Consider the following 21,757-nt stretch of genomic DNA (forward strand, 5'->3'; position numbering starts at 1 on the left):
TATAGAAATCATAACATCTCCGTGAAGCCATAATTGATGATGATATATTTATTCGCTCATAAGAAATGTCGTTTACTATGGAGTAGTTCAAGCTCGTAGGAGAGTTAATGGTAGAGTTGTAGATGATGTATTTGTAGAAAATGCCAATGAATCGAGTGTAAGTAAACAAACTTTCTTGGAAGTCCAAAAAATATTAAATGAAAATAAGCAAGGTAGCTATTTTAATAAAGAGAAAGCAACATGGCCTGTATTGTAATTGCTGTGGAAGAAAAAGATATATTTAATGTGATGGTATTGGAACAGATAATATTAAGTTTTGTTTATATAAAAATTACAATAACACTTGTAAAAATAGAGGACACAAATATCTGCCTGATGAAGAATATGTTTTAAAAAAGTTAAAGAGAGAAAGGCAGAATTTTTACACGTTAAGAAAATATGAAAGCCCTTGATACTTCTGATGAGGAGAAAAAATTAGTTTTTCAAAGGGATTCTTTCGAGGAACAATTAGAAAAGTTTTACAAGAGACAAAAAAATCTAAAAATAATGAGAATGGATGGGGAAATTACGAAAACTGAGGTTGTGCCGTAGGTACCATCTCACGGTTAATAAAATAATATCGGGCTGATAATGTTTCCATTTGGATAGATTTTGCTTTTCCATAACATAATACCGTCCTTTTCTAGATAATTTACGGTTACTTTTTGCTTTCTCAGGGATTTTTGGATGAATAAGAAAATCATTGGCTAATGCCCTAAGATAAAGGTTGTGAAGACAACGCCCTCAACTTAGACAACAAATTTTGGAGAATGACCTGAACCCCATATCAACCATAATATTAGCCAATTTGTAAATAGTATACAATAATAATATAATAAACTATAAAAAGAACCACTAAAAAAGGGAGAATAGAACCATGATGAAAGAGGTAGCGTGGAAAAAGTTAAAGAGCATAATAGAGTTTGAGAAAGCTGATAGTTTAATAGATTATAGTGAATTACAAACAATGTTAAGCACTAACCCAGCACTTGCTTTTGCTTATATGGATCAAGTGTTTTCCGCTATTTCGCTCCAACGTATGAATCTATTAGCAGATGAAACAAATAGTGAAAAAATGATTAAATCTTACTTTGAATCATCTACGATTGAAACAGCATGGATGTTACTAAAAAATAAGTTTGATATTTCAACTACAGAATACGAGTGTGCGATTGAATATTTGACGTTAAGCAGGAACAAATTTAAAAGTAGTTTAACTGAACAAGAAGCTAATCAAGGATTGAATCATTTGCTTTTTATAGCTGAAAAGCTAGTAAATGATGAAACTAAAACGGAGGTATCTTCAGATACAGGTTTGAGTGAAATAGAAACAGCCATAACAATAGACGGTGATTCACAGAGGTTATCAACCGAAACTACTAGTTCAATTAACAAAAGTAAGTTTGTTTCTATGTTAGAAGTCTTGCAATCTTCCTCTAAGGAATCGATTGCAAACGCAGATTCCTTTAGAGGATTCCGTAGCTATATGCATGTTGAACGGGACATCCAAAAGGATTTCGAAAAGATATTGATAAAGTTAAAGCAGAAGGAAAAGCCCGGATTACTTCTTTTATGTGGGAGTGTTGGGGACGGTAAGAGTCACCTACTAGCATACATGAAGGAAAAGCACAAGGACCTTTTAGAAGGATTTTTCATTCATAACGATTCCACTGAATCGTATGATTATGATAAAAACTCATTGGAAACGCTTGAAAAGGTGTTATCCCCATTTGATGATACTGGAACCGCTAACAGACATGTTATTATCGCTATTAATCTTGGTGTTTTACATAATTTTTATAGCAAGCAACGAAAAGCAGGTAGGTTCCACGCTTTATGTGATTTTATCGACATCTGTGGCGTTTTTGATAAAGGGCAGCAAGTAACCAATCATGATGATGATTTCCATTTGCTTAATTTTGCGGATACACAGCCTTATGTATTAACAGAGGAAGGACCAAAGTCACCGTTTTTATTGCAGCTCATTGATAAGGTGACAGCCCCTGACCATAATAATCCATTTTTCGCTGCGTGGATTCAGGATCAGGAAAATGAAATAATAAGTGCTGCACATTCCAACTATTTTTTACTGAAGCAACAGGAAGTAAAGGAATCAATTGTTCAGTCACTGATTGAAGTAATGATCAAGAAAAAGGTGTTTATTTCTACCCGAGCGTTTTATAATTTTCTATTTGAAATCATTGTACCAATTAAACATGAATTACTTTCAAGTGACGCCGCGATACCTGTAAATGATATGCTACCTAATTTGATGTATGGTCACCCTGATCGTTCAGCATTGCTTGCTGCCTTACATGAAATTGATCCTTTAAAAAGAAGGCTTGAAGCAACAGATCGATTGGTTGCAAATTTAATGCTTAAAACTGATTCCTTCCAATATGTAAAGGAAGAGCTAGGGGAAAAGACGAGCATTGGTGCCTGGAAGCAGGTGAACAACATGCATCATCAGGGTACTCAAACAGAATTTTCGAGACTTTTTGTACGACAACATGCCTTGTTATATAAAAAGGATTATGATGACGCGTATCGAGAGTTCGTTAAGTATCTGTATTCCTTCTATATAGGAGATGAGGAAGGTATTGGTCGATTGTTTGAGTTGATTGAAAAAGTGATTTATGCGTGGAAGGGTTCACCAAAGGATCGCTATGTCTTTGCTGATTCACCGAACAAGAAGTTTCGTGTTGCGTTTGAAATCACGATTAATCCTGAAGTAGATGAAAATGTGTTTGGGTCTGCTTACCAGCTTGATGGTATTGAGCGTTTTACTTCATCAATGAGACTTGGCTTTAGTCAAAAAGGAAAGACCTTTTTATTTGAGCTAGATTGTCAATTGTTTTCACTGCTTAAACAAATAAATGAAGGGTATCGTCCGAATCGTCAGGATATCCAAGATGCACTTCAATTCTCAAAATTTCATGATAAGCTCCTACAATCAGCGGATAAGAAAACCAATGTGCTTCTTGTTCATACGCATGATGGAACCATTCTTGAAGTGAAGAAGCCGCGTTTTTCAAAGGCGAAGTTTGAGATTGGAAAGGTGAATTAAGATGGTGTATCAATTAGATTTTGATAAGATTACTAAATTTATAGAAAAAAGTGGGAAGTATACCTTCAGAAGACGTTCAGTAACTAGTATTTTACCACTTCCAACAAGAGAACCGGAACGTGCTAAATTCAATCTAGGCTTTTCCTCTATTACCAGTGGAGTCATCCGGAAAGTGTATGGGAAAAACATATTTGTTGATACAAGTGATGCGAGTATAGAGGATATTCTTGTAAACGGGAAATTTCCTGATGAAGAGAGCAAAACCTTATTTACTCATTACTTAAAGGAACAAAAAATAGAGTTGCATTTAGGAAAAATCACAAACCTTCATCAGTTAGGGAGTATTCCGTTGACAGAAAATGAGGATGAGAGAAAGGGAGAAATCGATTTAATTAATTTTTTATTTGATACATTTATCCGTAATGAAGAAGGGCGAGTTAGAGAGATTTTACAAAGCAAAGTAGATGCTGACTTATTATCAGAGATTATGGACCTTTCGCCAGAAAATGCAGCCTCAAAAAACAAAAGTATCGCAAGCTATGCTAGTCTCTTTCCTCACCTACAGGAACAGTTCCTAAAAGATTTGGAGAATTTAGCCAAGAATACTAGTTTTCTAGTTGATCATATTTCGTTGTTATTTGTTCATTATACTTTTGCTACTATGTCTCAACTTATTCTTCAAACCAATAAAGTGACCCGTTTTAGTCAGGATGAGCTGTTACCTGTGTATTACATTTTACAATGGGAAAAAGCTGCTAAATGGCGAGACAGTTATAAGCAAGGGAATAAAATGCTAATTGGAGAAATGGACGGCTTTTTTGCACATGAGCATGCGTTAAACATTTTAGGAATGAATACCTTTTCAAATGAGAGCAACCAATTTTATCATGATATTTACTGTCAGCTGAAGGAAGCAGGTCCAGAAGCTGAACGGGACTATATTCAATCGGTCTACAAATGGCTGAGGGAAGTATACAAGGAGAAAACAAATATTGATGTTGCGGAATACTCCGAAGAGAAAACATTGGAGATGGCGTTTGATGATTTCATTCGTGCTGTAAAAAAAGGGATATCCAATGAAATTAACTCCAGGTATTCAAAAGCATTTCAAGCGATTGTCTCAAAGTTTTTCCGTAAGCATGGTGGATCACTAGGTACGATTCTTTCGTTGTCACAAGAGCATTTGTTAATGTTGGTGGCCGCATCTATCACAGATGAGAGGATTGAACTAAAGCAATTATGGCAGGAACTTGAAAAACGTAGTGTATGGCTTGATCATCATTCGAAAGAGGAAGTTGTAAAAGTGCTTGATAAATTGAATTATATGGAAAAGAAAAGTGATAGTGGGGATGCGCAATATGTTAAATCCATTTTATAAGTATATTGGTGACCAGCTGGTTTCATTTTTTGAAAAAGAAGCCTCAAGTAATAAAACAGACCGTTATTTCTTATATTTACCAACAGAAGAGGTTATTTCAAGTTTATATCGAGAGATTGGTAATAATGAGAGTAAGGTACCCTTCCATTACCGTCATAAGGAAGGTTCTAAGTCATATGAAACCTATGCTCTCCAATTTGGGAAGATAAAATATGTCATAGCCACAACAAACAATACCAATATTGATTTTCTTGTTACATTACGGAATGAAATGAGTGAACAAAAGGGAGGTTGGGAAAATACCTCGTTAATTCTCCTATGTAATACATTGAATGATTCGATTCGTGGTGGGAGCCGAGATTTAACTGGAGAAGGTTTACCGCTTCATGTTAGTCAAATCGCAGGAAATCTTGATAAGCTATTGCTAGATAGCAATTTAAATCCGATTGAACGGAAAATTGCTAGTCATTATTTAAATAGAAGAGAGTCTGAACATCGGTTAGAAAACTCCTCCTTTCTTGATTTTGAGGATGTATTAGCCCTTGTAAATAAAGGAACACTTGAACACGAAGATTATCGCTCACTCCAATATTTTTATGATTCAGGACTTGAGGATATTGTAAAGGAACAGGAAACACAGCCTGTTGATTCAGGTAAGTGGAAGCAATTAGAGAAGAAAATCGATAAAAAGCTAACCGAGAATAATAGCGAACATGAAGAAATTGAAAGAATCCGTTCACTTGGAAATCCGAAGGAGAAGCTAGAAGAAGCCTATGACAAAGGTGAAACAAAGCTTAACAGAGAAGATTGGTATACAGTCGACTTTTCAGATATCGAGGATTGGAAGGAAGCAACGAAGACAAAACGTGCGATAGAATTTTATGCAGAAAAAGTTATGGTAAGTGTTGATTCCCAGCCACTCCCTTTTTGGAAACGCCCCAAATCAGATACGGTTGCTGGGCGAAGGAATTGGAGCTTTCTTATTTTTCACCCTACCTATAAAGAAGGGGAAAAAGTAGAGATTATATTGCCATTTGATCGACATACAAAAAAAGAATTTTTAAATTCAACTAGTAAAAAGGTTGCGAGAACAAGTGGACATTCCGTAATCGCAGAGGTAACTATTGAGCAAGTTGGGGCAACCTTTGGAAGGGTTGTTTATAAGCATGAAAATTCGGCAAATGGGAATTATACCTTTACTTTTATTGTTGTAGCGAGTGAGGCGACTTTCTTTGAAGCATTCCGAACATCCTTTCAAGTAGTAGCAACATCTAAGGCCAAAAGATCGATACACTTAACCTTGGATAACCAACGCTTAGTGTTTGGTGATGGTACTATGGATGTCGATTTAACAGAACAAGGGCAATCGATTTTAATGGATACTGGTGCAACAGTTCAATTTACACCTGGATTGTTAGATGAAAATGAGAAAAACATTCGCTTTACGATTGTAACTCCAAGCTTTGAAATCCCAATTGAGGTAGCTGATGAGGTGCTGAAAACCATACCGATTCATGGAAGGGCACTATGGGAAAAGAAACGAAGTATGCAGAGCTCCTTTTTAACTGATCAAGAGGCGAAACGAGTCGAGATTGATAATCTACCATATGTGACACATGAAGAGGATCGTCCATTTTTAGTAATGGAATTTGCTTGGTTAAGAAACCGAATCCGACAGGCAGCTATCAGGTTTAATGAGTTAATCCCAGAGCAGGTGGTTTTACCGAAAGCAGTAGAAATAGTGTATGATGCTTTCTTAGAAGAAATTGACAAAACAGGGACAATTCCATCTTTACTTTATTATACGGATGCGATTCGTGAGAAAGCAGAAGCCTATGTAGTAGCGTATATTGAAGCGATTGAGAATATTCGTGAACAACAGATTATGACGAATGAAGAGAGAGGTTTATTTTATTTAGGAACTGCAAGGGATGAACATGATATCTATATGACACCTTTTTCACCGTTAAACGTAGCTTATCAATTGCAGATTACAACAGAGAGCAAAGGGGAGGACATTGATTCCAATATCCTGAATAGACTAAATGCAGTGTATACTTTGCCTTATCTTGTTACATATGAAGGAAATCTGTTTAAACCAACGACGGACAGTCGACTGCCTGAATGGCATGCGTTTTTACCGAGTGAAGAAGTGACTGTGGGGGAAACAAACACGTATTTGGCACAGGTGGTTGAGGAAAAACTCGACCAATTTTGTGATCATTATGATTACCTGTTTTCGCTAGACTCAAAAGCTGCAATTCTATTAAATGTCATTAATATCCCCAACGATAAGGAAGTGTTACGTGGTATCGTTGACTGGATGAAGAAGCAGATTAAGGAAACGAATAGCTTATCCGAATTACGGCCAATTGAAGTGGTTGCTTATAGACAGGATATGGATGGGTATAGTGCTTTTAATGAACTTAATGATATTGGGAATGCAGAAGAAATTGCCAATCGACTTGGCATTAAATTTTCAATGGGAGATTATTTAGCTGAGGATGTTTTACGTACGATTCAGCAGGTGTTACGTTATTCAAAACGACATATTACTGAAAAAGTGCAGTACAGCCATATTACCTTTTATAAAATGAAAACAGAAGAGCAAGTTGTTAAGCAGTTAGTAAAGGATGCACCTAGTAGCATCAACCTAAATGGGTTATTTACAACTGTTACCTCATCAAAAAGTGAAAATGGCGGATATCGAGTAGGCTTTGGAACTGGCGGCGAGAGTAATACTGAGCAGTCCTTATTAGCAAGGTTTGCTGTGAAAATGAACGAACTGGCCGCAAACATGACAGACAAAGGGCAAAATCCATATACAAAAGGGATTGCCTTTGCTATGCATATAAGTGGAGAGGATGAGGAGTATCTCTCCTCACTCTATAGTCAATCTCACTGGTTGACGTTCATTGATCCTGTGCTAGATTTAAAGTATTTTCAAGAATCATCGGGTAATCTTGTAATTGTTCATTACAGTGATCAGCATTCATCTTCAAATCATTATGATGCGATAACAGTAACGGATAAATCCAATCAATACTTTAATGTGATTCATGACTTTTTGAAATCACAACTTGTATCAGTAAGTGATGAGAATATTGAAGATGTAATTCGATTATTCAATACGTTTAATGGGGAGTGGCTCCTTCGCGCTGTACAGGGACGTGCACATGATAAGCGTGAAAAAATGAGTGTTGTTTCTGCGATTAAGCAGGGATTACTGCATTTTGATAAACCAGATGTACTTTGGGTTCCTGTTTCGATGGAAGAAATTGTTCGAGTGGCTGGTAGTGTTAGACTTAGCAAAAAAGCAGGACTCTTTTCTGGAAAAACCATTGGGAAACGTGGAAATTGCAGTGATGATTTGTTAATGATGGGGTTAGAGCGAGCTGAAGATGGATTAAAAATCCATATGTACCCTGTAGAAGTGAAAATCGGTCTAAATGATTCGAGTGTGATTGAAAAGGGAATTAGTCAGGTGAAAGAATTAAAGGACCGTTTAAACGAACAATTAATTGAACAGGATACGTTTGATGCTCGATTTCTGCGGAATTTTTTCACAAGACTCTTCATTAACAATGCTTCAAAAATGAGATATAACAAAGTATGGCCTGAAAAGGATTATACTCTTTCTCCAGACGTTATCAATCAATTGTTGAACGATGAATTTGAGATTGTAAATACACTGCGTGCCGATTATGGACATGGTCTTGTTATCTCTTTTAAAAAGGGTGCAAGATTACAGGTAAAAGAAAGACGCAAAGGTGTTATTGTACTAGAGTTTCCTGAACAAAGTGGTTATGATACTTTAGCAAAACCGATGACTGAGTTGGCAAGGAAATATGAGGAGCAGCCTGAGAAAATATATACAACTCCTAGTGGAACGGATGGAACAGATGACGTTGCTGCTAAGGGTTCGGAGGAGTATATAGAGGTTGGCGCTGGTAGTGGGGAGCAAAGTGAGGCTAGTGCTGTTGGGACCGAAAACACTCGAAGTTCTGGAAACGAACAGACAGCTGAGGTTGGACAATCTTCTGGAAATGGAGAGAAGGAAAGAGAAGTTGTTGAGGAATCTCTTCAAATAGAAGAAGAGGAGACACCAAGTGATGGCCCATCGCCTGAAGCTGTAAAGGATGAAACGCAACATATAGGAATCGGAACAGGACCAACCGTTACCACTTCTACAAATCCAGAAAGTGTTCTGAAGGGTGTACGTCCACTGATAGGGGTAGAAAATAACCAAAACATCTTCTGGGAATTTGATCATACAGGATTACCGAATCGACATCTTATCATTGGAGGTCGTTCTGGTCAGGGGAAAACCTATTTTATTCAGTCATTACTACGAGATTTATCAAGGTCAAACCAATCTGCGGTCGTCCTTGATTATTCTAGTAGTTATACTCGAACTCAATTAGATCCTGTCTTTTTAGGAGACATGGGGGATAGATTTAGAGAACGAATTGTATATCATGAAGGCTTTCCGCTCAATCCCTTCCTTCGTCGTGAGAAGGAAGTTGCTGGAGTCGTCGGAAAGGAAAAGCCGACAGAAGTAGCTCGTCGAGTTGTTGATGTCTTTTCATCTGTTTATAATGGGTTCGGTCCACAACAAAAAAGTGCGCTATACGAGGCTGTAAAGCGTGGTATCGAATTGTATGATGATAAAATGAAAATGGAGCATCTACTTGAGATTCTGGAAGAATTGGATGGCTATGCGAATTCCGTGCTTTCGTCTATTACTACTCGAATAGTTCAATTCGTCGATATTGATCCGTTTGACTATGAATCTAGAAATCAATGGGACGAATACTTTGCGCCTGAAGGAACTATTACAATTATCCAGCTTGCTGGGTATGACCAGGATGAAATCAAGCGTCTTATGGCTGAATTTATTCTTTGGGATTTATGGTATTACACGCAAAATGGGACAAAGGATAAGCGTATTCCAGTAATCTTGGATGAAGCACAAAATCTTGATTTCTCAGATGGATCACCATCTGCAAAAATCCTGCGCGAAGGTCGAAAGTTTGGTTGGTCAGCATGGTTTGCTACACAGACATTTAATAACTTCTCAAAGGAGGAGCTATCCATTCTTGATAATGCTGGGACAAAAGTTTACTTCAACCCAGCAGAAAGTGAAGTACGTGTACTAGCGAGTCGCATTGGGAATGCGACACCTGAGGAGTTACGAATGCTGCGAAAGGGACAATGTCTCGTGCTTGGTCAGTTTAAACAAGCCGATCAAAAGTTGGGTAACCCCTCGTATCATATTGTCAAAGTGCCAGCTATGAATACTAGGTAGAAAATTAGAATAGAATAATCTTTCTCCTGGAGTCTGAAATAGGGGACTTAAGTCTCGAAAACTAATTACTCTAATCTGTCGGTTGGACCCCGATTACCGGTATCTTTAGAAAAATACAATTTCATTTTAGAAACGGCATAAACACTTACAAATGTTGTTAAATCAATGTTTTTGGGTGTTTTTTGTTTTGCGAGGAAAAGGCTGATAAAGGTAGAATTTATTTTTTTTACACCTTTTTGACACAAAAAAATTCTAATAAGTATTAGATAGAGGGTGACTGTTACTTTTATAATACAGTTGAAGTAAAAGAAGAATAGTGAATTGTTAATAATTTTATATAAATAACAAAATATTCAATATATGGTAAAATATAGTTATTAATTCTAGGTTAAAATATAGGTTTAAATTAATAGTGAGTAAATGAGTCTTATAATGGATAGTAAATACTGGGGGATAGACCTTTATATACTCTGAATATAACTGAATGGTAACAAAAGGGTGACATTTTCTTAAGTAAGGGTATGAATTAGAGGTTTTTCATAAATTCTTTGAACTTTTGGGAAGCCTCTCTATTCCTTTCTTTTGTTATTTTTCCAAAACGCTCGCAAAAATTGTGGAAGACTCACCCCTTCCTCAAGATAATAGAAAGGTATGAGTATGCTACGCCAAGTATATCTTTGTTACTAAAGATTAAAATAATCAAGGGGACGTTTCGCAGAATGAACAGTGAAGATTTACACGTATAAATCGCCAGAATCATTAGAACAAGAAATTAACGACTATCTTGAATTGTTCGGGAATAACAATAATCCTGTAAATACAACTATTAACATCCAATATGCTATTGCGGAAGAAACTGTCCTCAATAATAACGGAGATTCCAAAGAACTAGGACTTTTGGGGGAAGTTTAATTTAATTATACAAGTGGACAGACACTTATTTCAATTCATACAGCGAGAGCTTATATACGCTAACTGTTATTTGCAGAAGCCCGGAATAGATAATCCCCCAAGACGTTAAAGGTGGAGTTTTTGAAGCCGTAAAAGATGAAAATAGCTTCGTATTTAATACTTATGAAAGAGTTGATGTTTTGGCTATTAAGAATACCATCGAGTCAAAATTGTAAAGAGTTCATAAAAATACCTGTCAATTCTGATAGGTATTTTTATAATTCATTTGGAAAATCAATAAGATGGATGAAATTAACCTTCCAGAGAAATAGCCCATTAGTCGAAGAATAGTTCTTTTACAGCTTCATACATATAAGTTGGATTCAACCAGTATGCTTGCTTAGTCATATAGTAATCTTTTAATTCTTCTTTCATATCTTCAGGGCGATTTATCCATTTTGATTTTGAAGGAAGTTGCATTGCATTTTTTAATTCTCCATTGCGATTTAATGCCTCTCCTTGATAATCACTCACTCCTGCATCAGGACGAACATGAGCAATCCTCTCAGCTGTTTCGGGAATAAAGTTATTTTTCACTTCATAGCCCTTTTTAGTATTTTTTACTTTATAAGTAAGTTCAATTCCCTCAGCTATTTTTCTCTTCGTATCCACAAAGACTTCTTGAATATTTCCATAAATATCAGAAACTGGGACATTCCAAAATTTCACACCTTTAAAAATTTCACTAGTTGGTGTTTCTTCAAAAACAGCCAGTAAGAATCTAGTCTCACTAAGATAAGTAAATAAAGAAGAATCTTCAAAATTTTCATGGATATTCGTAAATTCTGGTGACCAGTTTTGTAATTTGAATCCTTCAGTAGTTTTTGGAAGTTTCGTTCCCCTTGTTCTAGCTTTAGGATTTATTGTCACAATCTTCAAGGCAATATTTGCCTTGACAAATTCTTCTGTATCATTCAAATCTACATCCAGATTCAACATTGCTCTTGCAATTAAACGACTACTTGCCTTATCATCCTTTTGGGGGATATTGACATTAAATTGTTTCCCTAGTTCAGCTTTTGTCTTACCGATATATGGTAGGAACTTATCTAAGATGATTTGCTCAAATGACTTTTCTTGAAGCTCAGATACATCTGAAATAATTCGTTCAGATTCAGTATAATCCTCACTCATAAAACGTTTGGCTAAGTAGGACATAAAATTTGTCTTTAGCGTAAATGATCGTCTATGTGCCTTTTCATCAGAGAATGGCTGAGTGGTCATATTTTTCTCACTCTTACCTCCCTTAGTTGTCGCACCAAGATATTGTGTCAGGGAATCGGATAATTCTTCAGCTTTTCCTTCTTTGATTTTATTAATAATTGTTTGCCAGTCATTTTTTATAATAAGCATATCTTCTTCAGGAAGTTCCCATAATTTTAGAAGTACAGCCTGTTTAATAAATAGATCTGGACTAGGGATATCTTTAATAAACTCATAATAAAGCATTTCTATTAAAGAAGCCTTCTCAATAAAAGAAGCAGTCTCAAAAGTACGCTTATATTCATCATTAAAATCAAAAATATTTAATACCAATCGTTCTTTGGCAGACCACACTTTATTCTTTGAATGCTTAATAATTGGCGTTGCTTTAATTTCTAAGTTTAGATAAGGAATATCTGCTTCGTGTCTAGAATTGTTAGGTATATAAAACCAATCAGATTCTATTGAATTCCCAACCCATCCTTTATTTTTAGGATTATCATAATATTTTTTTATAGTTCCCTCTTTTATAATCTCTCTAATCTGCTTTCCAATTGCAGCTTTCGCATGATTATGAACTTCTTCAACAGATTCCCATTTTCCATTATTCATAGAGTTACCTCGCATTAATTAAATTATTATACATATTCGTATTGATCTCTTGATCTTTTGAAAAGATTAGGCTATTATATAATATATCACAATAACGAGCTTTTTAATGAAAGCATGTTATTTTTGATACAATCTAAAATTGATGAGTTATTCCTTGATAGAAGTATGACGCAAAAAGAGCTTTGAGAAGTTAATTTACTCCAGCTAACAACAGTTTCTGAAATGCCTCGTGGGCTGCGGAGTGCCATAAATTCTAAGTAGTTATAAAGGGGAAAAAACATGAAGTTAAAAGTATTTTCGATGTTCGATGGGGTAGGAGGATTTATCCATGGACTGAATAATGCAAATGAAGCTATTGGGGAAGAATTATTTGATGTTATTTATTCTAACCAATTTGAACCAAGCAGAAAGTCACAAGATGCTTATGAAGTCGGTATGCAATATTTTGGCAATAAAATGGAACATATTCCAACCGATATAATGAAAGTAGAAGATTGCAAGTTTGAAGAAATGCGTGACAACAATGTTAATATGATTGTTGGTGGTTTTCCTTGCCAAGACTACTCTGTAGCTAGATCGAAGAAAAATGAACAAGGAATTGAAGGAAAAAAAGGTGTCCTGTTTTGGGAAATAATTCGTGTAACAAGTATTATTAAACCAGATTATTTAATCCTTGAAAATGTTGACCGTTTATTAAAATCTCCTTCTAATCAACGTGGACGTGATTTTGCAGTTATGCTAGGAGCATTTAATAATCTCGGTTATTCAGTAGAGTGGCGTGTTATCAACGCTGCAGACTACGGTCGTGCTCAAAAGCGTAGACGAGTTTTCTTTTTTATTTATAGAAATAATACAGAATGGGCAAAAAAAGTAGATTTGCGATTCGAGCAAAATGGGATTGAATCTCTTCAATCTATGAAGACACCTATTTGGGATTCAAAACGTTACGATGACTACCTATTACGTAACGGTTTATTTGCTAGACAATTTCCAGTAGAAAGTGTTCCAAAACAAGATGGCAAAAAAATAAGACATTATTCTGCATGGTTAGGTAAAGAAACTAAGTATGATGAATATGTCCTCAATATTTCTGAAAACTTCACTGGGACGATTTGGAATACAGGAGTTATGCGTCATGGACGTTACTATACTATAGATACTACACCAATTTTTGAGCCAGCTATGTCATTAGGTGAAGTAAAAACTTTAGCTAAAAATTTCTATATTAAAAATAATGGCGAGGAAGCCTATAAGACATATATTAAGAAGTATTGGATTACTGATGAAGCTAAACTAGCGAAATTCAATTATCTACGAGGTCCAAAAAAAATTGAACGCACTACCGAAGACGGGCATAAATGGATGTATTCTGAAGGTGGAATGTCACCATACGATAGTTTTAATTCTCCTGCTCGTACTATGCTTACTAGTGAGGGTTCTGTAAATCGTTCGACACACTTTCTTTTTGACGATGGTCATTATCGCCTTTTAACACCAAATGAAGCAGAACTTCTTCAAGATTTTCCTCTTGATTCTACACGTTGGAAAATGGATAAAGAAGGAAATGTTTTTGAGGTCTCTGACCGTATGCGTTACTTTTTTATGGGCAATGCACTTGTTACAGGAATTGTTAAGAGAATTGCACAAGAGATAAAAATTATCACAAGCGAATCGGTGACTTTGGAAATATGAATATGAAATTCTGATTTTCAAAGTCATATAATTATACCAAAAAATAACATAAAACAACATCAAATCTTACTAATTGAATGTACAAAAAAACACTCTGTCAAATTTGATCAGTATTCTCATTTTTTTTTAATGTAAGAAGTATATTTTCTTCCTCCCTTTACTAAGCGATATCATGCTTAAAGAACTGAATAATAGTAGTTTAAAGCCATGCATTTAATTTGAGTCCTTTTGGTTTAAAAATGAAGGAAAATAATGTATTTTATCGAATATTCTATAAAATGGAGGAGATTAGATGAAATACTTTGTGCTTTATTTTCATTTTGGAACACATATTTGGGATATTAACGTTAAATGTGAATCAGAAGAAAAACTTCAACACCTGTTAAATAAATTTTGTTGTGGGGCGATTACCTTTGGCGAGCATACGGTGATTACACAAAATGCTGATTCAGTGTTTGTGAGAATTACTACACCAAAAGAAAGCAATCTAACTAACAAAGAATTCTGTAAGATTTATGAGAATAGAAGCTATGGAGTAAGTAATATCCTTAGAGAAGTATAATCGTAAAAATCCTTTAAAGAGTGTTTTTTATTTCAATAACTCTATTTTTAAAACAAAAAACTGTAGGCAAACCCGTTTTTTTTTGGGTTTGTCTACAGTCTGTAATTATGTTTGTCCCTCTATTCAGGTAACTCATTGTTCAAAGGCTAAAAATTTCATCATTATAAGGATTTAGTCTTTTTTATTTGTACGTATGTAGTACATATGAGTGCAACACCTATTATATCTTCAAGGCAGGTTTAAATCAGCTTGTAACTAGATTATCAGGAAAAGGCAAGAAATGAAATGTTACTGAATTTCACGTATATTACTCTTTATCGTTGGAAATTGGTCTATGGGAGGTCCAATTTTTTCATAAGGTTTAGTTTATGAATCCCATCTGTTTAATTGACCAAGCGCATGCTATAATAAGGAACTTAGTATAATTAATCCTTTTTCTTATGATTTAACGGATGCCAAGAGAAGCCTCCGCATAGAGAAAAATATGGAGGTGCAAGAGTATGAATAGACGATGGACGATTGAGAAGATTAAAGACTTTGTTGAGAAGAATTCGGAAAGTAAGCTTCTGACGACGGAATATCATGGTTTTTCTCAGAAATTACTATTAAAATGTAAATGTGGCAGCAACTTTGAAAAGACATTTACTAAATTCAAAAATAATAACCAGCGTAAATGTGACGTGTGCCAGCCGCCAAAAGAGGCACGATAACGTATAGAGGATAAAGGAAGTGTCGAATTCTATTAAAAAGAGTTGGCACTATTTTTATTTTAGAGGAGTAAAACCTTTAGTGTATTTCGGCTGTTGCTGAAGTTTGAATATACCGTTCGTTGCAGGACGTTAGCCTCTTTGGTACACTATGCAAAAGTACTAACATGTTGGGTGCTAGGTTTCATTAGGGGATTGGCATAGGTATTATTTAATACAAAACCTAATAAAGGCTTAACAATTTCGTGTTTTTATGAATAAATCATATGTTCCCTCATACAGCAGGAGCTGTATGGGGGCTTGTGCTTTTAAGTAAAATTCAGTTTAAAGTAGTAAAATCAGGAGGAAGCAATGAATAATTATAAAATGACGATACAATATGATGGCGGGCGCTATAAGGGTTGGCAGCGGCTTGGTAGCGGTGATGATTCAATTCAAGGTAAAATTGAAAATGTATTAACAGAACTGGCAGGGGAAAAGATTGAGATTATCGGAAGCGGCAGAACAGATGCCGGTGTACATGCTCTTGCTCAAGTAGCCAATTTTAAAATGAGTGAAGGTAAAACTGAATCTGAAATCATGGAGTACTTGAATAGATATTTACCGCAGGATATCAGTGTAGTTGAGGTCATATCCGTTCCGGATCGTTTTCATGCCCGTTATAATGCCAAAGAAAAAACGTATTTATATAAAATCTGGAACGAGCAATATACCAATCCTTTTATGAGGAAGTACAGTATGCATGTGGATCAAAAGCTGGATATCACAAAAATGGAAGCTGCCTGTCAATATTTTATTGGTAAACATGATTTTACTGCTTTTTCAAATGCAAAGTCTAAGAAAAAGTCGATGGTCCGTGAAATATATTCTATTGATATAGAAGAAAATGCAGGATTCATTGAAATTAGAGTGCGGGGCAATGGTTTTCTTTATAATATGGTAAGAAAAATGGCCGGAACGCTGATTGAAATCGGTTTGGGTGAAATAGAGGCCATGAGTATACCAGGCATCTTAGAATCAAAGGAAAGAGTTCAAACGGGCCGCATGGCTTATGCAGAAGGTCTTTACCTGGAAAAAGTTGATTTTTAAAAGGAATAAAGCAGGTTTTTGATTGTTAATTTTCTATAATACCTGAATAACCGTCCAGAAGCATACTCAATGTACGCTTCTTTTTTGTGACTAAGAAGTTAGAAATTCCTATGAAAGTTATCCACAAAGGCATTAGTTTTTGTAACAAATCCAACTTTCGGTTCATTTTGGAAAATGATTAACTTTTCAGATAAAATTTGGGTTAAATTGGGTATAGAATAACAGCTCCATGCGAAAGGGGATATTATATGAATTCATTAAGAAAAAAATCGCTTTATGCTTTGTTTGCTGCTGGATTAACTTTGACGTCTGTTTCAGGTACCATTCCATTTACACATACAGCACAAGTGCAGGCTTCTTCTGATGATTATCAAAACTCTGTTTCCTACCACAAAGTGACCGCATCGAGCATCAAAGTTTGGTCAAAGCCAAGTGCGAAAAGCACTGTGCTTGGATCCATGAAAAAAAACAGCATTGCAGCGGTTGAAGGTTTTATCAACGGTACGAAGTGGGCCATGATTACGTACAAAGGAAAAACGGCTTACATCTCTACAGAGCATTTGGTGCGATATTTAAGCAAGGCAAAGACCACATCAGATGTTAGGCTCCATATTAAGGCTGCTACGGGTTCGAAAACGCTGATTGTCGTGCCAAAGGGAACTCTACTGAAAGATGTATACTGGGGAAATGGCAGCAAATACTCTCATTGGGCTCTGGTACAATACAAAAACAAAACAGGCTGGATATACGGCAAATTCCTGACACCAAACGATATGCGGATAAAATAATGAAAAGCCATTACAGTTCATCACTTGACTGTAGTGGCTTTTTACTGGTAAGGAATATTACTTTTGGAATGTTATCTTTTTATAGCTTATGCAAAACAACTTTTTTCGCTAAGTTAATTAAGATACGTTTATTAAGATACGTTTATTTTTATACCGATTGTAAGCGATCAGTTTATTAAGATCCTTTAACATTAACTTGTCAGGCGTCACTGCAAGAGTGTATTGATTACTAACTTTAGCGATAAGAGAGAGCAAATTCTATTTGCTTGGCAGTTAAAGATAAATCTTCAACAGCAGAGGATGGATGTTTTAGAGACAGCATGGTCTTTTAGCCGTGCATCCACCAATGCTTCAATTTCCTCCTGGCTGAATGGTTTCGTTTCTGTTTCCATGATCTTTTGCTTAGGATTTTTCAGCTTCTCTAGTAATCTTTTGAGCATACTTTCACATCACTTTCTTTGAATCAGACGTTTCTTTGGATATTTGAGTTCATCCTTTGATTTTAACATTATATATAAACTGATAATTATTTACATTTTAATATGTTGCTTTTAGAAAAATTTGAAGCATTAAAAAAAGAAGGGCAGGCAATTGGCCTATCCTTCTTTCAATATTTACATTCACATTTCGCCGTTGTCAAAGTTGATTTGCCAGTGAATGCCGAACTTATCAGTTAGCTGTCCATAAAGCTTGCTCCAAAATGTTTCCTGAAGCTCCATAGTAACCTTGCCATCATCGCTCAGCTTGCTAAACACCGATTTTAGTTCTTCCTCGTTTTGACTGTTATAAGTAAGGGTGATATTATTTCCTTCCACATAAGGCGAACCAGGCATAGTATCGGAGAACATAACTGTGCTGCCGCTTATTGTAAGCCTTGCGTGCATAACCAGGTTCTTTGCTTCCTCTGCGAGCGGATAATCCGGATGCTGTGGTGCTTCTCCAAATGTCATAATCTGCGGTTTCTCTGTGTTAAAAACCTCTGAATAAAATTCCACTGCGTCTCTCGTATTCCCGTTAAAATTCATATAAACATTAATAGACATCGGCGCCACTCCCAGAAATTTATAATAATACTCCATATATATTAAGCCATTTTAATAGTACAATCAAAATATTATTGAAATTTTCGTTCGACAATTACTATTTGAAAAATCTATGTTTTTTGACCAAAAGAGTGGTCAGTGTATCATGAAAAATGGTTATATAATATGGTGATGAATTTTTAAGTCCGGAAATTTTAAAATTGTACACAAAAAGCAATAGAACCTTAGAATCAAATGAAGTTCAAACCATCATTCAATCAAAAGAAAATGAAATTGATCTACATATTTTTGTGAAGAAGGATGATGACGAAGGGTCCGATTTTTATTATTTAGGTAAGGCCAGTCCAAACCAAAGCTCTGTACAGAAGGATAAATTGCAGGACGGCCAGCCGGTTGTCCATATGAATATGGTTATGGAACCATCAATTGAGAGCAAGCTTTACCATTACCTTGTAAATGAGAGCCAAAATTAAAGGGGGAACAGTTTTTTGCCGGTTTATAATAAGTTAGTCCGAGACAGAATTCCAGAAATTATTGCTCATACTGGAGTCCAGTTTTCTACTAGAATACTGGAGGATGAAGAGTACCTGCAAGAGCTCAAAAACAAGCTTAAAGAAGAGCTAGAAGAGTATCTGAACACAGATAACGATAAGGATGCTACGGAGGAATTAGCGGATTTGCTGGAACTTATACATGCACTTGCAGATAGGCATGGATCCTCCTTTGAAAAGCTGGAGGAAGTCCGTGAAAAGAAAGCAGAGAAACGCGGTGGATTTAAGGAGAAAATTTTTCTGATTGAGACTGGAAATGAGTAATCTTGAGCTCATCACCAATCAGCTCGGCCGGCATATTTTGAAGGAAGCGAAAAAAGCAGAAGCTATTTGTATACTTACGTCTTTTACCATGAAATCTGTTGTTGGGAAGTCTCGCTTCTTTATATCGGCATGACCCGGGCCAAGGAATATTTATGCTTGTCCTACTCAGGTGAATCAGTGTTCACAAGATATATGGATCATGTATTGAGAGAGCGGTGGGTTGCTGAACATATCATTAAGAGTGTGAAATAGAGGAAGGGTGAATCCAGGAATGTATCTGGGTTCACCCTTATTTTCTATCGTGATATAATAAAATGGGCTCTAAGGAGAGTATCCCGGCCAGAATGGGGGAGGAACGAATGAGCAATCTGAATACATTATTCCGCAGAAGAATAGGTTTCCCTGAACATGAAGAAATCACTTTTGAAAAACTGGATATCATTCTTGAAAAAACGGCGAAAAGTATTCCTTTTGAAAATTTGTGCATTATCGGTAATAGAACAACTTACATTTCGAAAGATCATTTAATAAATAAATTGCTTACAAAGAATGAAGGCGGGCTTTGCTATGAACTGAACGCACTCCTTTATTTCTTTTTAGCACAAAACGGGTTTGATATTACTCTTGTTCGAGGGGTGATATTTAATCAGCAGAAACAGCGGTGGAATACGATCGGCAAAACTCATGTGACAAATCTGATTACACATAATGGACAGGTTTTCCTTGCAGATACCGGATTCGGCGGAAACCTGCCATTAAGGCCTGTTCCATTGACGGGAGAAACGACCTCGTCAGCGACTGGGGAATTTTGCGTTAAGAAAGAAGAAAGTGATTATGGAGAGTATATCTTTTATATGAAACTGAGAGATAAAGATAAAGAGTGGAAGAAAGGGTATGCCTTTGATTCTGCCCAAGCGGTGGAGGATGCAGCTGAACTGAATGATGTTCAAAAAATCATATTGGAGCATCCGGAATCTCCTTTTAACAAGAAAAAACTGATTACTATGCTGACAGATCGCGGAAATGCAACTTTAACGGAAAGTTCATTTACCGTATGGAGAGATGGAAAATCTGAAAAAAAGGAAGTAGGTCAAAAGGAATTTACGGAGATAGCAAAGAAGTATTTTGGCCTTTCAGATTAATAACACTCAAATGTGTTCGTTAAATCAATCCGCTTTTAAGCCGGGACATCCATAGGGGTGTCTCTTTTTTGGAAAAAATCAGCCGCATTCTTGAAGGGTGCATTAGGGGCTGTAATGTGCTGGAACATGGTGGGAATCATTCCCTTCCTGTTTATCATGATATAGCGCGGGTATAAATATTCTAGAAAGTCAATAACGACTATGGAAATTCATCCAATATTTTAAGGGAGGAAGTTATCATGGCAAAAAGTATTGTTGGAGTTTATGATTCATCTGAAGAGACTGTTAATGCAATCGAAGGCTTGACTTCAAGAGGGTATGATGCCGGAAACATCTCGGTTATTACGAATAGAGAAGATACCGATTATGTAGAAGACAAAACAGGCACTGTTGTAACAAGTTCGGCTGATGATGGGAAGCAGCATGAATCTTTCTGGGATCGATTAAAAGAATACTTTGTTATGGATGACACTCCAGGTGCGGAAAGCGATAAATTTGCAGACTTGAATATTCCCAGAAATGAACTTGATGCATATTCTGCTGACCTCAAAGACGGAAAATTCCTTCTGGCTGTGGATGTAGACGCAGCGAATGATGCAGTAGTGAGATCTGCTATCAGAAATGAAAGCGGGGAAGCTGGCACTGTAAATGCCTTCACAGGCAATGCAACTACTGCTGGTAGGGAATTGCATGATGACAGCACGAACACAGCTTCACCAAATGGTCTGAAGAGTGTGGAAGATTTCCAAACAGATGGTTCAAGAACGGCCGGCAGCATAAATAACTCACAAACTGCAGGATTGGATGATAGTGAGAATACGGCCTCTTACAATAATCCGAGAACAGGCAAATTACAAAACAGCCTGGCAACAGATAATATAAATGGCATGAACAAAGAAAATTTCAATGATACCGCCAGAGCCCAGCGCGGGAATGACAGCCTCGGCACAGATTACGGAAATAATCTGGACGGAACAGATGATAAAGATAAAAGTGAAAGAGAATATGGTTATGCCCCAAACCCGGACACAGATAATAAGGATGGATTTGATGGCGAGGGAAAAAGAGAGAATGGGCTTTTAGAGAATGATGAAAAAAACCATGTAACTTCCCAAAGAGGTTTTGGAAGAGAATAGCATCAGCTAATTCGCACCGTAAAACGATGCGGCAATATATATAATCTATCAAACGGCAGGCACTCAAAGGGGTGCCTGCCGTTTTTGTATAATAACCTCTTCTCCTGATGGATTCCTCTGTTTAAGGACTTTTCTGCCAAATTCCAATTTTTAAAAAAATTTTTTTAGAAAAATGGTATGCTTTATCAGCTTTAAAAAATAAAAATTAAGCCGATAAAGAAATGG

At 36.1% G+C, this 21,757-nt stretch carries 17 protein-coding genes and 2 pseudogenes; 16 read left to right on the forward strand and 3 right to left on the reverse strand.

Features of this window, described 5'->3' with window-relative positions:
- Positions 1-58: 58 nt before the first annotated feature.
- Positions 59-256: a hypothetical protein gene (locus tag BM126_RS23205; RefSeq protein WP_371261398.1), complete on the forward strand. Its 198-nt coding sequence runs from the start codon at positions 59-61 to the stop codon at positions 254-256.
- Positions 257-438: 182 nt separating this feature from the next.
- Complete coding sequence (locus tag BM126_RS22095) at positions 439-591, forward strand: hypothetical protein (protein WP_177201247.1); 153 nt, start codon at positions 439-441, stop codon at positions 589-591.
- On the opposite strand, the pseudogene BM126_RS21815 reads toward BM126_RS22095, so the two are convergent.
- Positions 565-663, reverse strand: a pseudogene (locus BM126_RS21815) (IS6 family transposase); the annotation flags it as partial. The gene BM126_RS22095 and the pseudogene BM126_RS21815 overlap by 27 nt on opposite strands.
- A gap of 253 nt (positions 664-916) precedes the next feature.
- Here BM126_RS21815 and dptF point away from each other — a divergent pair.
- From dptF to BM126_RS01675, 4 genes are all read left to right on the forward strand, one after another.
- Positions 917-3,106 carry a DNA phosphorothioation-dependent restriction protein DptF gene (gene dptF / locus BM126_RS01660; RefSeq protein WP_090987581.1) on the forward strand — a complete coding sequence of 730 codons (2,190 nt, stop codon included), beginning with the start codon at positions 917-919 and terminating at the stop codon, positions 3,104-3,106.
- Position 3,107: 1 nt separating this feature from the next.
- Positions 3,108-4,484 (forward strand): DNA phosphorothioation-dependent restriction protein DptG, encoded by a 1,377-nt coding sequence (gene dptG, locus BM126_RS01665; protein WP_090987583.1) that lies wholly within the window; start codon positions 3,108-3,110, stop codon positions 4,482-4,484.
- Positions 4,465-9,792 carry a DNA phosphorothioation-dependent restriction protein DptH gene (gene dptH, locus BM126_RS01670; RefSeq protein WP_177201269.1) on the forward strand — a complete coding sequence of 1,776 codons (5,328 nt, stop codon included), beginning with the start codon at positions 4,465-4,467 and terminating at the stop codon, positions 9,790-9,792. Before dptG ends, dptH begins: the two co-directional genes overlap by 20 nt.
- 726 nt (positions 9,793-10,518) lie before the next feature.
- Complete coding sequence (locus tag BM126_RS01675) at positions 10,519-10,704, forward strand: hypothetical protein (protein WP_090987587.1); 186 nt, start codon at positions 10,519-10,521, stop codon at positions 10,702-10,704.
- Positions 10,705-11,019: 315 nt separating this feature from the next.
- Here the strand turns inward: BM126_RS01675 and BM126_RS01680 are convergent, their stop codons facing one another.
- Positions 11,020-12,558, reverse strand: a complete 1,539-nt coding sequence (locus tag BM126_RS01680; protein WP_177201270.1) for a Sau3AI family type II restriction endonuclease — start codon at positions 12,556-12,558, stop codon at positions 11,020-11,022.
- A gap of 279 nt (positions 12,559-12,837) precedes the next feature.
- Here BM126_RS01680 and dcm point away from each other — a divergent pair, with 279 nt between their 5' ends.
- The 5 genes from dcm (at position 12,838) to BM126_RS01705 (ending at position 17,396) form a co-directional block, all read left to right on the forward strand.
- Positions 12,838-14,250, forward strand: a complete 1,413-nt coding sequence (gene dcm, locus BM126_RS01685; RefSeq protein ID WP_090987591.1) for a DNA (cytosine-5-)-methyltransferase — start codon at positions 12,838-12,840, stop codon at positions 14,248-14,250.
- Between the two features lie 292 nt (positions 14,251-14,542).
- A complete protein-coding gene (locus BM126_RS01690) occupies positions 14,543-14,812 on the forward strand; it encodes a hypothetical protein (RefSeq protein ID WP_090987593.1) in 270 nt (89 codons plus the stop codon).
- 500 nt (positions 14,813-15,312) lie between these two features.
- Positions 15,313-15,522 (forward strand): hypothetical protein, encoded by a 210-nt coding sequence (locus BM126_RS01695; protein ID WP_090987595.1) that lies wholly within the window; start codon positions 15,313-15,315, stop codon positions 15,520-15,522.
- Positions 15,523-15,870: 348 nt separating this feature from the next.
- A complete protein-coding gene (truA, locus tag BM126_RS01700; protein WP_090987597.1) occupies positions 15,871-16,608 on the forward strand; it encodes a tRNA pseudouridine(38-40) synthase TruA in 738 nt (245 codons plus the stop codon).
- A gap of 248 nt (positions 16,609-16,856) precedes the next feature.
- Complete coding sequence (locus BM126_RS01705) at positions 16,857-17,396, forward strand: SH3 domain-containing protein (protein WP_090987600.1); 540 nt, start codon at positions 16,857-16,859, stop codon at positions 17,394-17,396.
- A 620-nt stretch (positions 17,397-18,016) separates the two neighbouring features.
- Here the strand turns inward: BM126_RS01705 and BM126_RS01715 are convergent.
- Complete coding sequence (locus BM126_RS01715; protein WP_090987602.1) at positions 18,017-18,439, reverse strand: VOC family protein; 423 nt, start codon at positions 18,437-18,439, stop codon at positions 18,017-18,019.
- A gap of 164 nt (positions 18,440-18,603) precedes the next feature.
- Here BM126_RS01715 and BM126_RS01720 point away from each other — a divergent pair.
- The 5 genes and pseudogenes from BM126_RS01720 to BM126_RS01740 form a co-directional block, all read left to right on the forward strand.
- Positions 18,604-18,912: pseudogene (locus BM126_RS01720) on the forward strand (DUF3427 domain-containing protein); the annotation flags it as partial.
- Between the two features lie 15 nt (positions 18,913-18,927).
- Positions 18,928-19,254 (forward strand): nucleoside triphosphate pyrophosphohydrolase, encoded by a 327-nt coding sequence (locus tag BM126_RS01725; RefSeq protein ID WP_090987606.1) that lies wholly within the window; start codon positions 18,928-18,930, stop codon positions 19,252-19,254.
- Entirely contained in the window at positions 19,247-19,387 is a 141-nt protein-coding gene (locus BM126_RS22100) for a hypothetical protein (RefSeq protein ID WP_177201271.1), read from the forward strand. Before BM126_RS01725 ends, BM126_RS22100 begins: the two co-directional genes overlap by 8 nt.
- 226 nt (positions 19,388-19,613) lie before the next feature.
- Positions 19,614-20,396, forward strand: coding sequence for an arylamine N-acetyltransferase family protein (locus BM126_RS01735; protein WP_090987610.1), 783 nt, complete (start codon positions 19,614-19,616; stop codon positions 20,394-20,396).
- 239 nt (positions 20,397-20,635) lie between these two features.
- Positions 20,636-21,532: a general stress protein gene (locus BM126_RS01740; protein WP_090987612.1), complete on the forward strand. Its 897-nt coding sequence runs from the start codon at positions 20,636-20,638 to the stop codon at positions 21,530-21,532.
- Positions 21,533-21,757 lie beyond the last annotated feature (225 nt).

Origin of the sequence: Bacillus sp. OV322 (assembly GCF_900112495.1) — a bacterium.
GTDB lineage: Bacteria > Bacillota > Bacilli > Bacillales > DSM-1321 > Peribacillus.